The sequence below is a fragment of the Streptomyces sp. NPDC056948 genome, assembly GCF_042674225.1.
GTDB classification, from domain to species: domain Bacteria; phylum Actinomycetota; class Actinomycetes; order Streptomycetales; family Streptomycetaceae; genus Streptomyces; species Streptomyces purpurascens.
The window spans coordinates 1-12,184 of record NZ_JBHUQX010000288.1; the positions used below are offsets into that span (position 1 = coordinate 1).

Here is a 12,184-nt window from a genome sequence, read left to right on the forward strand (position 1 = left end):
CGGCTGCAGCCGCCCGGTGTGGCGGGCGAGATCTGCGTCGGCGGCGCCGGGGTCGCGCTCGGCTACCTCGGCCAGGAGAAGCTGACCGCCGAGCGCTTCGTGCCGGACCCGTTCACCGGCGGCACCATGTACCGCAGCGGCGACCTGGGACGCCTTCGCCCGGACGGCCGCCTGGAACACCTCGGCCGCATCGACAGTCAGGTCAAGATCCGCGGCTTCCGGATCGAGCTGGACGAGATCCGCTCGGTGCTGCTGGAAGACCCGGATGTCCGGGCGGAGGCCGTGGTGGTGCGGCGCGACGACCCCGAGGACGCGGCCACCGCCAGGATCGACGCTTACGTGGTCCTCTCAGGCGGCGATCCGGTGACAGTCCGCAAGCGGGCCGCGGGCATTCTCCCCGACTACATGCTCCCCACCACGGTGACTGCCCTGGACACGCTGCCGCTGACAGCCAACGGCAAACTCGACACGGCCCGGCTCCCCGCACCCGCTAAGCCCGCCGCGCCGGCCCGGGGCCCCGAGCCGGTCAGGGCCGAGGACGAACTCACCGAGCGGCTGCGGCAGATCTGGAGCGAGGTGCTCGGCACGCCTCTCGGCTTGGACGACGACTTCTTCGAGCTGGGCGGCAACTCCCTGTTCGCAGTCCGCATCGGGGCCGTCATGCGCGCGCAGGGCCTGCCGTCGCTGCGGCTGCGGGAGCTGTACCGCCATCCGACCATCCGCGGCACGGTCAGGAGCCTCGCCGCCTCGGACGGCTGAAGCCACCGAGGTACGCGCCGGTCAGGACAGCAGCCATGCCAGGACGACGACCACATGCGCCACCGCGAGTGTCCCGATCTGCGGTGCGAAGTGCGGACGTTGGACCACAGCCCCTGCCCGAAGCCGCCCAACTGAGCCCACGGCAGCGCCACCGCACCCGTTGCGTTCCTTCGAGGCCTCGGTGCGCCGGTCACGGCGAAGTCATCCACGGCTGTTGCCGCGGCCGGGCTGCCGCTCCACGTCCGCTGCCGCGTCATGCGCCTGGTCGCCCTGATCAACGCGGCCACCCGGATGAACGTGATCGTGCACAACCCGGGGGGCTCGTACGAGCCCGGCATGTTCGCCGGCACGTCGAGCTGACCGGCAGGCGAAACACGCCCCGTCCCAGGACCGTTCCGTCCCGGGACGGGCACTGAACCACTAGTCAGACCACTGGCGGCCCCGCCTCGATGCGGCGCAGCACTGGAGGGAGGCGGTCCAGGTCGGGGCCGGTCTGGACCTGCCGCTCGTCCCACCAGGTGACGCCGGCGTCGTGTAGCGGGCCGATCACGTCCCTGGCTTTGGCCGCGGCTGAGGGCGTGGCGCCACCGAGTACGAACTCGAAGGGGTGCTCGGCGCCGGCCGCACGGTGCTTGCGCACATAGCCGACCAGATCCCGGACCTCCGCCACATCCGGCACATGACCATGCCGGGCCGTCTCGAACAGCGGCACCGCGCCATCCCACCGCGCCGCCCGCCGCATGGGCGCACGACGCGGCCAGAATCCGCCGATCCACACCGGCGGACCGGGCCGCTGCACGGTGGCGGGCAGCAGCGTCACGTCCCGGACCTCGTAGTGCCGGCCGTCGTGGTTCACCGGCTCGCCTGACCAGAAGCGTCTCAACAGCTCCAGGCCCTCGTCCAGCCGCTCAGCGAGGAGGTGTTGATCGGCGGTGTCGCCGAAACTGCGGTACTCGTCCTCCACCGGACCGCCCAGGCCCGCTGCGAAGATCACCCTGCCGCCGCTGACGTGGTCCAGGGTGGCCACTTGACGGGCGAGTTGCTGCGGACGGTAGCGGGGGACCGGCGTCAGCAGGGGGCCCAGTCGGATCCGGGAGGTCGCCAGCGCGGCTGCTGTCAGCAGCATCCAGGGGTCCCCGAAAGGACGCCCCTGGTGTTGTCGGTGCAGTACGTGGTCCCAGACGAAGAGCCCATCCCAGCCGGCCTGTTCGGCGGCAGCCGCCACAGTCGCGACGTTACGGGGGTCCGCGAAGTCACCGAAGTTGGGGATGTTGATGGAGAAGCGCATCCCAGCAGGATGCGCAGCCGGCCACGAAGGGGCAATCAGATTCCTGGCCAGGGGCGGCGCTGGATCAGAGCGCGTGGTTCGGCAAAGGTGGCTGGTGTCGCCGTTACGCGACGTAGGAGACGGTCAGGACTCCCACCGCGAGGGAGAGCATCCCCAGGCAGTTCAGCCAGAACTCCTGGCGGAGGAACCGTGCCCGGATGTGGGCGTGGACGGCGCACAGGAAGTAGGCGACAACCCCGAGGTTCGCCGCGAGACCGATCCCGTCGTATGCCAGTCCGGCGACGAGGCCTGCTGTGGCGAGCAGCTTGATCACGATGAGGGTCCACCACCATTCGCGAGGCAGGCCTACCCCGTTGAGGCAGCCCTGGATGAAGGCCGGCGGACGGATCGACAGCAGTGCGTCGCCAAGCAGGGTTATGGCAAGCAGTGCCGTGGGCCACCACAGAGTCGGGGCGTGGAACATCATTTCTCCGGTCGGTTCACGATGAGGCCGACGACGTCGCGAAACTGCTCGCGCCCGACGTCATCGGGAAGCGCCCCGTTCGACATCGTCATCAGGATGCCGAGGTAGGCGAAGTAGATCGATCGGGCGGCCCTGCCCGCGTGGTCCTCGTCGTGCCCGGCCTGGGAGAGCACGTGCTGGATCTCGCCGATCAGGGTCAGCCCGAGGTTCTGGAAGATCGCAGAGTCGTGTCGGCCGCGCACGATCGTCGCCGCGTACTCGCGTGACAGCTCACGGTCGAGCGCGAAGTACTCATTCAGGTTGTCGCCCTGTAGCCACGCGGGCCTGGGCGACAGCCGTCTTGGAGAAGTTCGCCGAAAACGGGCTGCCCTCGGTGGCGGACCGCACGCCGTGGGAGGAACTGCGCGAGGCCCACCTTGAACGCGTAGGAGCGGTTGTCCCGCCCGGCAGTCGGATCAGATCGGATCAGTGGGGACGGTCGCCGGCGATGGCGACCCGTTCCGCGACGCGGCGCTGGGAGCCGTAGTCGTTGACGGCGTAGTGCTGGGTGGCGCGGTTGTCCCAGAACGCGATGTCACCGGGCTGCCAGCGGAAACGCACCTGGTACTCCGGGACGTGCGCCTGCTGGAACAGCAGCCGCAGCAGCCGGTCGCTCTCGTCGCGGTCCATACCGGTGATGCGGGTGGTGAACGAGGTGTTGACGAACAGCATGCGCCGTCCGGTGTCGGGATGTGTGCGTACGACGGGGTGCTCCACGGGCGGGAACAGGTCCTGGAAGGGGGCGAGCCGATCGGGAGCGTAGAAGCGGGCGAAGCCGGGGATGAAGTCGTGCACGGCCCGGGCGTTGTCGACGCGGTCCTTCACCTCCTGGGGGAGGTTGTCGTAGGCGGCGGCCATGTCCGCCCACATCGTGTCGCCGCCGAACGGCGGCACCTCGCGCAGTTGCAGCACGGCACCGAGTGCGGGGCGCTCACGGAAGGTGACGTCGGTGTGCCAGACGTTCTCGAAGGTCGGGGTGGTTCCGCCGCTCTTGTCGAACCGGACCACGTCCTCGCTCGTACCGGCGGCCAGCAGCGGGTTGGTCTCCAGCTCGCCCCAGTTGCGGGCGAAGGAGCGCTGCTGGTCGCTGGTGAGGTGCTGGGAGCGGAAGAAGAGGACCTTCCACTCCAGCAGGGCGCGGTTCAGCTCGTCGCGCAAGCGAGGCGTGAGCGGGCGCGAGAGGTCGACGCCACTGATCTCGGCGCCGATCGTGCGGGCTTGCGGGACGACGTCGAACAGTTCGTAGGGCCGCTCCTCCCAGCCCTCGGGCAGCCGGCGCAGGATGCGCGTGCCCTCGTAGATCCCGTCGCCCGGGATGCGTGCTTCGCGAAGAGTGGCTGCCGGTACGGCGGTCGTGGCGGTCATGGAGATGTCTCCTTCGGGCCGGTCCCGACCAGGAGAGGCGTGGACACGGACCTGATCAGGGGATGCGTGGATACGAACAAGGCGACTGCCCGTGAGCGCAGGCTTCTCGGGCCGGGACGGCTGTCGGCAGGCGGCGGTACGCGTCCGGTGGGCCGGGGGCGAAAGACGCTCCGTGTCGTCCGCGGCGAGGGGTGCCGACGCGCTCGGGGTGTGCGGCGAGCAGAGGGCTCAGCGGCAGCCGGTCATCGACCGGAGCGTTCACACCCGGTTCGATCGGGGCAACAGAGGTGCTCCGGTGTCGAGCCGAACCATGAGGCGGTCATGGGAGGAGTGTGTGATCTTCTCCTCGCCGCTGTCAATGGTGCCGGGCCCCCGGCTGCATCGGAGGCGGTCCGGCGGCGGTCACTGAGCGCAGCAGTACAACGGCCTCGACTCCGATGTTGTCGCGGGCCAGGCCCTTGGCGGCTGCGCGCATGAGGCCGCGCGGGCCCCGGTCCGCCGCAGGGCCCCGGTCCGCCGCACGGCCGCGGCTGACCGCCCGGGAACATCCGCCTATCGCCCGGAGTTCAAGGACTCGCCCCACTGACATCCGTGAACCGCCGGAGATCTCGCAAGCCATGGGAGGCATGACGACATGACGGAACCGACGATCGATACCTGGGACGACGGGGAGTACACCTCCGACGATGTGATCGAGGCCGCCGATCACCAGGGCTACCTGTCCATGGACGACTACATCCACGACCACAACGCCCTCGTCCCGGATCCCTGCCCTCAGCCCGTCGACGACGACTGAAGCTCCGGTGTGCTCCCGCGGTCGATCGGTACAGGCTCATGAGAGGCATTTGCTCGTGCGGGAGGGAACAGCCTCGGCCTACCGTCCTGGGCAGATCCGGTTCCGCCCGTGGGCACAGACAGGAGAGCCATGCGCATCGACGAGAGGGAAGCCGCACGACTGATCGACTCCGAGCGCGGGGAACTCGTCGCTCTGGCCGCGCTGATCACGTGCGGCGGTGTGGGCGACGTGCGCGATGCACTGCGGGACGGGCTGAGGGCCGCTTGCGCGGAGGGTGTACCGGCCGACCGGGTCCGGTTGTTCGGAGCGGTCGCCTCGGCTGCCGAGCGACGGGCTCGCCCGGCCGGCCCGGCGCAGACTCCAGAGGCGGGCACCCACCTGCCCGGTCGTCCGCCGCTGATCGTCCTGCACGCCGAGACGCGTGCGGTGATCGTGCTGCGGTACCGGATCGGGCTGACGTGCCAGGAGACGGCCATGGCGCTGGGCATTCCCGAGTCCGCGGTGCGCTGCGAACTGCTTCTCGGCGGGTCCGCGCTGCTGGGACAGCTGACGGCTCAGGGCCAGCCCTCGTCATCGGGCGAGGAGGATTCGCCGCCTTCCCAACTGTCCGCCGCGATCACCCCGTTGTCTTCGTATGTGCCGATGTCGGAGCCGTGGAACGCGTCCTGCTGTTCGTGCAGATCTTCCGGATCGGCCATATGCCCGTGACGCGCCTGTTGTGCGGATCGGTGGTCTGACGGGTCGGAAGCCGTCGACCTGCCCGGCGGCCGGCCGTCGTCCTCGTGGTTCTGGTGGCCCTCGGTGTCCCCGCCTTGGCCGCCATGGTGCTCCAGCCCCCACAGGGCCACGGTGGTGAACGGCGCCCCGAGATCGAACCGTGGCTCGATCCACAGGCCCGCTGCCCGCGATGTGGAGACCGCCACCGGGGCGCTGCCGAGCAGACTCAGCCAGGCGCGGACAGGACGTCCGTCCACGACCGGCATCAGCGGCTGAAAGCTGTCCGGGGGCAGGCCGTCGTAGCCGTGCCGTACCAGGTCCCGGTAGAGCTCCTCGCCGACCGCGAAACTCACCTCCGCCCACGGCGCCGCGCGGAAGGCTTCCTTCAGCGCGCCCGCGTCGACCAGCCGGCACGCCTCGACGACGCCGTCGCCCGCGAAGCCCAGCGCCGAACGGTGCACGATGCCGACCGCGGCCGCGGTCCGTACCCGCAGCCGCTCGGGTTCCGTACGGCCCCGGTTGTCGCGTCGCAGCGCCAGTGTCAGGACCCGCAGAAGTTCCGGCACCACCGTCGTCTCCACGACCCCGGGCGGCAGGATCAGCAACTCGCCGTCACCACGGTCCTGCTGGTCACAGGTGCCCCGGTCGACCCCGGCCGCCGCGCATGCTTCTTCCAGAGCGCGCAACAGCCGCTCCTGGGCGGCTGCCTGCCGGGGCACCGTGCGGGCCCCGGAGTCCGCCGTGTCCACCACGAACGCCAGCCGCCTGACGCCTCCCGGCCATGACGTCCCGGCGTTCATCCGGCCTCCCCTGCCAGACGGGCCAACCCGTCCCCGTCCAGGATCATGATGCTGCGGTACCCGGTGCTGATGGCCCCGGCGCCGCGCAGGGCGGCGAGCGCGCGCTGCACCTGGGCACGGGACGCTCCGACCAGGGCGGCGATCTCCTGCTGGGTGAGCGGCGCGGTGATCAGTGTGCCGCCCGCCTCCTCGCTGCCGTACGAGCCGGACAGCGAACGCAGCAGCCCGGCCGTCCGCATCTCCACCGGGTCCGTCGCCCGCAACCGGAAACGCGTCGCCTCGCGGAGTTTTGAGCTCATGTACTGGTGCAGCACCAGTCCGGCTTCCGGGGCCCGGCGGAGCCAGCCGTGCAGATCGCTCTCCGCCACCAGCAGGGCGGTCACCGGCGACACGGCCAGCACCGACGCGGTGCGCGGACGGCCGTCCAGTGCCCCCAGCTCTCCCACCATGTCTCCTGGGCCCCGCAGGGCGAGCAGCGTCGGCTGCGGGCGGCCCCGGGTGGCCACGACCTTGACCCAGCCCGTCCACAGCAGCAGCGCGTGCCTCGTCCGTTCCCCCTCGGTGAGCAGGACGGCGCCCGGACGGTACGTCACCCGGCGTCCGATGCCCCGCAGTTCCGCGACGGTGGCGGCGGGCAGCCGGGGCAGCAGGGCACCCGCACCTCGCCGGCCGGCGGGCCACTCGGGCTGACTCATGTTCCCAAGTTGAGCCCGGTGGCCGGGAGTCGTGCAAGCCCATGAGCACAACTGGCGCTTCCTGCGGATGACGGCACGCATCACGGAGAACACAGCGATGACGAGCGGGCCGGGAACAAAAGGCGTCCGGCCCGGATCCATGAAGACCGGTGGGCGGCCACTGGGCCGGCTGACACGGGTGGGGGTGCGGCGGTGGAGGAACCGGTGCTGTGCGTGGACATGGGTGCGACCGCCACTCGGGCCGCCCTCCTCATCGGCACCCGGATACGGATGCTCCGCGACCCCGTCGGCAGCACGGCGGACTGGCCCACCGCGGTGTTCGCGGACGGGGCCGGCCTCCTCGTCGGGCGGGCCGCCGTACGACGGGGCCGCGAGCGGCCGGAAGCGCTCCGCGGGGAACTGCCCGGTGACCTCGGCCGCCGGGCCCGGGTCCGGGCGGGGGAGCGGTCCTGGCTGCCGGACGAGCTGGTGGGGGCGCTCCTGCGGGTACTGCGGGACCAGGCGGAAGCGATCGCGGACAGGCCTGTGACCACGGCCCTGCTGACCGTCCCGGCGGGGATCGGCGCGGTGGATCCGCGTCGTGCGGGGATGCTCTCCGCAGCCCGGCGGGCGGGGCTCACGACGGTCGAGTTGCTGGCCGAACCGGTCGCCGCGGTCCTCGCCCTCGGGGCCGGGGGAGGGGTGCGGGACGGCGACCTGGTCCTCGTCCACGACCTGGGCGGCTCGACCTTCACGGCGGCGCTCGTCCGTATGCACGGACCCGACCGGGCCGATCACGACGTGCTGGGTCATCTCACGCTGGACGGCTGCGGGATGCGGGACATCGAGGGCGCGGTCTCGGCCACGCTCCGCGCGGACGGCGCCCCGGGCTTCGCGGGTCCTCCGGCCGACGAGGCGTGGACCCACCCGGTGAACAGCGATGCGGACGGGGGACAGGCGTACGGGGACCGTCTGCTGAATGCGGCGGGCGCCGCCCGTTTCGCCGAGATCGCGACGCCTTTCCTCGACCGGGCCGTGGCGTGCTGCGAGGAGGTCATGGCCACCGCACGCGTGGAGCGGGAGCGGGTCACCTCGGTGCTCCCGGTGGGCGGTGGCGGTGACAGCCCGGTGGTGCTCGGACATCTCACCCACCGGCTCGGCGTCCCGGTGCGGGCCGTCGAGCGGCCCTCGCACGCGGTCCTGCGGGGAGCCTGTGTCCGTGCCGTGTACAGCGCGCGCCGTACCGCCCGCCCGCGCCGCCCCGCCGCGGGAGCGGTGCCGCTCACCTGGGATCTGCCCGGAGGCCGCGGCGTTCTCGTCGAACGGCGGATCGAGGCGGGGACGGCGTTCGCGGAGGGCGATCTGCTGGCCCGGGTCCGGGTGCCGGACGGTTCCCTGCACCAGCTCGTGGCGGATGCCAATGGCCGGATCACCGCCTGGCACGCGGCCGTGGACGACGAGGTGTTCACCGGCGACTGGCTGGTCACCGTGAGCGCGGACCGGTCGGCAGCCGGGGCCGGTATGCCCGCTCCGACGGGACGGGCCCTCTGGCGGACGCACGCGGACGCCGTGACCGCCGTCGCCTTCAGCCCGGACGGCCGTTTCCTCGGCACGGGCGGCGCGGACCGCTCGGTGAGCGTCTGGGACCTGGGGACCGGCGGCGAGCGGGCCTCCGCGGAACTCGACGACGACGTCACCGCCGTCGCCTTCTCTCCCACACAACCGTTGGCCGCTGCCAGGGACCTGGCCGGCGGACTGGTGGTGCTCGACCACGAGCGGGAGACGCCCGTGTTCGAGGGGGAGTCACTCAGCGAGGGCGGTGACCTCGTCTTCACCGATGACGGCGGACTGCTGGTCGCGGTGGAGCCGGACGACATCGACTTCGATGCGATGTGGTTCACGGACACCTGGGAGGAAGCCGAGCCGGAGGAGTTCGACAGCCTGCCGGACGGCGTACCCCCCGTGCTGGCGTTGCTGGACGACGAGATCGCCACGCTGAGCAGTCCCTCCTTCTGGCGGAAGTTCGAGGAGTTCGACGATCAGGACGACTTCGCCAAGCTGGCGGACGCGTACGACGACCTGTTCGGCGAGCGCGCCCGGCTCAGCGTCGTCGCCACGCCGGCCGCCCTGTTCGTCGCGGGCCACCGCCCGGACAGCGTCCTGAAGATCCCGGCGCGGGGCGTCACCTCCTTCACCTGCTCGTCCGCCACGGGCCTGCTCGCCACCTGCACCCCGGCGGAGGGGGTGGCGATGTGGAGCCTCGAGGACGGTCGGCTGCTGCGCACCCTCCCGGTGGAGGACGACGCACTCTGCCTCGCCTTCGCTCCCGACGGCAGTCGGCTGGCCGCCGGACTCACGGACGGCACGACCGTCATCTGGACGCTGACCCGGACCGCTGCCCCGCCCGTGGCCGACAGCGTCTTCCGCAGCGACGAGCGGCAGGAGACAGCCCCATGAGCGGTACGACCACGGAATCCCTCCTCGCCATCGACTTCGGCACCACCAGCACCTGCGCCGTGCTCGTCAGGGGCGGAACCGTGCACCGGCTGCGCGAGCCCGTCGGCGACGGATGGTGCTGGCCGTCCGCCGTGCTGTTCGACGGCAACATGCCGTACGTCGGTACCGCGGCCGAGCGGCGCCGCCGGCTCGCTCCGGCCGCGTACCGCGACGAGATCAAGTGCACCCTGGGCCGGGGCACGCCCGTGGACCTGGCGGGGCGCGGACACCGGCCCGAGCTCCTCGTCTCACTCCTCCTCCAGGCCGTACGGGCCGAGGCCGAACGGGTGGGCGGCGGTCCCGTCGGTCGTACCGTGCTCACCGTTCCCGCCGCCTACGGCCCCTCCGATCCGCGCCGCGACGAACTGCTCGGCGCCGCCCGGTCGGCCGGTCTGCCCGGTGTGGAGCTGTGCCCCGAACCGGTCGCCGCGGCCCTCGCCCCCCTCGCCGGCGGCCCCCTGCCACCGGGCACCACCGTCCTGGTGCACGACTTCGGGGGTGGCACCTTCGACACGGCCCTGGTGCGTCTGGCGACCGGAATGGGGGAGGGCGGCGACCACGAAGAGCACACGGTCCTCGCGCACGGGGGTGTGGACTGCGGCGGACGGGACGTCGACGGCATCGTCCTCGCCGAGCTACGGGCGCAGGGCGGTCCGGAGTTGGCCGAACTCCTCCCGCCGCCCGAGGGTGAGCCGACCGTCCGCGCTTTGCGTCACCGCATCGAACTGCTCGACCTCGCCCGGCAGCTCAAGCACCGGCTCGCGGCCGAGAGCGCCCCGGCCGATGTGTTCACGCCGGCCGAGCGCACCTTCACCCTGCACCGGGACCGCGTCCTGGACCTTGCCCGGCCGCTCTACGAACTCACGACCCGGTGCTGCGCACGGCTGCTCGCCGAGACCGCTCTCCTGGACTCCTCCGGCCGCCCGCCGAAGGCCGACGCCGTGGTCGTCGTAGGGGGATCAAGTCGGCTGCCCGGGCTGACGGCCCATGTGGAGGAAGCACTCGGACTGCCCGTGTACCGGGCCGAGGATCCGCGCACCGCCGTCGCGGAAGGGGCCGCCGCCTGGGGGAGGGCCAGGACCGTGCGCACCGTCACGGCGACCGGCCCTGTTCCCGGACGCACCCCGCTGTGCTGGCCCCTGCCCCCGGGCGCCGTGACCCTCGTCGACTGGTACGTGGCGCCCGGAGCCCGGTACGAAGCGGGTGCCGTGCTCGGCCGGGTACGGACCGAGGACGGCTCGCTCCTCCAACTGTCGGCTCCGTCGGCGGGGCGGGTACGGGCCCACCATGCCCGCCCCGGCGACCGTGTGCGGGACGGGGAGTGGCTGTTGACCGTGGTCCGCGGCGACGACGGCTGAGCAGACGGGCGGGTACGGGAACGGCCTCCCGCGTCAGACCTCCCGGCCGCCGTCCCCGGGTGCGTCCGGCTCGTCCAACTCGTGCAAGAGGTGCTCGTAGCCGCGCACCACCGTCCGCGCCGCCTCCCGGGTCGCGCCGTACAGCATCCCGGACTGCCAGCGCACCAGCCAGACGGAGTGGCGGCGCCGCGCTTCCGCACGCAGCGCGTCGGCGCCGGCGTCCCCGGGCAGTCCCAGCCGGTAGGCCGGGCGGCGGCCGAACTCGCCCAGGGCGCGCCGTAGTTCCTCGCTCTCCTCCGGGCCCAGCCGCAGCCGTCCGGTGTACAGCTCACGCAGTGTCCGCAGCTCAGCGAAGCCCGGTTCGTTCAGGGCCAGCGCCTCGAAGCCGCCGATGGCCGAATCCAGCAGCGACCGCTCCCGGGGCCCGGCGCCGGCCGCCAGGTCCTTGGGCATCCGCCGGATGCGTTCCAGTGATCCGTCGAGCTTCAGCAGCGTGGAGCGGTGGCCGAAGTGGTCGGTCAGTCTGCTCCGCAGGCCGGTGAGCCCGCTGTCGTCCAGCAGGTTCGTGCGCAGCTTCGCGGGATCGCTTACGCCGTCCCGCAGCAGCACGCAGACGGTGTGGATGCCGTAGGGGCCGAAGCGGTCCCACAGGTCGCGGCGCCGCGCAGCGTCGAGCGGGAAACCGTCCCCGGCGTTCACGAACATCTTGGCGTCCGCCAGTCGGAAGGACAGGGTTGCCGCGGGGGCCTGCGTGAGTTCGTCGAAGGCGGCGACGGTCTTCTCGTCGAGGGTGGCGGCCGCCTGGCCCAGCAGTCCGCACACCGGCGTCAGGTCGAAGAGCCGCCTCCGCATGCCGGGTGCGTCCTTCATGATGCGGTCCGCCTGGCGGCGGCCCAGCACCAGCGGATGCGGGCCGCCTTCCTCCCACAGGTACTCACACTTGGTGAGCACCCCCAGGGTCGTCAGGGGCGTCGAGGTGGCGAAGTCGGGGCCGAGGAACTGCGCGACGACATCGGCGTCGGTCCGGGAGGGACCGCGCACCGGGAGGACCAGGATCAGGGCGTCCGCGGCCGAGGCGTGGCGGAGGCTGGCGTCCATCACGTCCTCCGGCCGCAGCCGCAGGAACTGAAGGGTGTTGAGCGAGTCCTCGCCGAAGACGCAGTCCAGCCCAGGGGTGTCGATGAGCTCGAAGTCCTCCAGATAGGGGGCCGGGATCTCGACCACGATCTCCGCTATGCCCCGCAGCTCCTCCAGATGATCATCCCGGCGCGCCGTCAGCTCCTCCAGCCGGTCGGGCGTGTACGGGACCGACGGGCGGCCGTCCTTGTAGCGGACCAGCAGCCGGGGCGTCTCGGAGTGCCGCAGCCGGTTGACGTTGAAGGTCAGCTCCTGCGAGCCGGTGGCCACCCGTTCCTCGCCGATCAGCGCG

The 12,184-nt window shown here is 71.9% G+C and carries 11 protein-coding genes and 1 pseudogene; 5 read left to right on the forward strand and 7 right to left on the reverse strand.

What is annotated here, in order from left to right; translation table 11 throughout:
- A partial coding sequence (locus ACFTZL_RS30430) for a non-ribosomal peptide synthetase (protein WP_382588976.1) occupies positions 1-759 on the forward strand: 759 nt, incomplete at its 5' end.
- 252 nt (positions 760-1,011) lie between these two features.
- Positions 1,012-1,119, forward strand: a pseudogene (locus ACFTZL_RS30435) (carboxymuconolactone decarboxylase family protein); the annotation flags it as partial.
- 64 nt (positions 1,120-1,183) lie between these two features.
- Here the strand turns inward: ACFTZL_RS30435 and ACFTZL_RS30440 are convergent.
- The 4 genes from ACFTZL_RS30440 to ACFTZL_RS30455 all read right to left on the reverse strand — a co-directional run bounded on the left by ACFTZL_RS30440 (position 1,184) and on the right by ACFTZL_RS30455 (position 3,914).
- A complete protein-coding gene (locus ACFTZL_RS30440; protein WP_382588979.1) occupies positions 1,184-2,047 on the reverse strand; it encodes an LLM class flavin-dependent oxidoreductase in 864 nt (287 codons plus the stop codon).
- Positions 2,048-2,150: 103 nt separating this feature from the next.
- Positions 2,151-2,513, reverse strand: a complete 363-nt coding sequence (locus tag ACFTZL_RS30445) for a DoxX family protein (RefSeq protein ID WP_382588982.1) — start codon at positions 2,511-2,513, stop codon at positions 2,151-2,153.
- Positions 2,510-2,752: a hypothetical protein gene (locus tag ACFTZL_RS30450; RefSeq protein WP_382588985.1), complete on the reverse strand. Its 243-nt coding sequence runs from the start codon at positions 2,750-2,752 to the stop codon at positions 2,510-2,512. The genes ACFTZL_RS30445 and ACFTZL_RS30450 overlap by 4 nt, the downstream gene beginning before the upstream one ends.
- A gap of 223 nt (positions 2,753-2,975) precedes the next feature.
- Entirely contained in the window at positions 2,976-3,914 is a 939-nt protein-coding gene (locus ACFTZL_RS30455) for a TauD/TfdA dioxygenase family protein (RefSeq protein ID WP_382588988.1), read from the reverse strand.
- A gap of 634 nt (positions 3,915-4,548) precedes the next feature.
- On the opposite strand from ACFTZL_RS30455, the gene ACFTZL_RS30460 reads away from it, so the two are divergent.
- Positions 4,549-4,710: a hypothetical protein gene (locus tag ACFTZL_RS30460; protein ID WP_382588991.1), complete on the forward strand. Its 162-nt coding sequence runs from the start codon at positions 4,549-4,551 to the stop codon at positions 4,708-4,710.
- Between the two features lie 554 nt (positions 4,711-5,264).
- Here ACFTZL_RS30460 and ACFTZL_RS30465 read toward each other — a convergent pair.
- Entirely contained in the window at positions 5,265-6,227 is a 963-nt protein-coding gene (locus tag ACFTZL_RS30465) for a hypothetical protein (protein WP_382588994.1), read from the reverse strand.
- Positions 6,224-6,922, reverse strand: coding sequence for a Crp/Fnr family transcriptional regulator (locus ACFTZL_RS30470; RefSeq protein ID WP_382588997.1), 699 nt, complete (start codon positions 6,920-6,922; stop codon positions 6,224-6,226). Before ACFTZL_RS30470 ends, ACFTZL_RS30465 begins: the two co-directional genes overlap by 4 nt.
- A gap of 192 nt (positions 6,923-7,114) precedes the next feature.
- Between ACFTZL_RS30470 and ACFTZL_RS30475 the strand changes: the two genes are divergently transcribed.
- Complete coding sequence (locus ACFTZL_RS30475; RefSeq protein ID WP_382589000.1) at positions 7,115-9,358, forward strand: Hsp70 family protein; 2,244 nt, start codon at positions 7,115-7,117, stop codon at positions 9,356-9,358.
- Positions 9,355-10,755, forward strand: coding sequence for an Hsp70 family protein (locus tag ACFTZL_RS30480; RefSeq protein WP_382589003.1), 1,401 nt, complete (start codon positions 9,355-9,357; stop codon positions 10,753-10,755). Before ACFTZL_RS30475 ends, ACFTZL_RS30480 begins: the two co-directional genes overlap by 4 nt.
- Positions 10,756-10,788: 33 nt before the next feature.
- Here ACFTZL_RS30480 and ACFTZL_RS30485 read toward each other — a convergent pair.
- The coding region (locus tag ACFTZL_RS30485; RefSeq protein ID WP_382589006.1) for a dynamin family protein at positions 10,789-12,184 on the reverse strand (1,396 nt) is incomplete at its 5' end.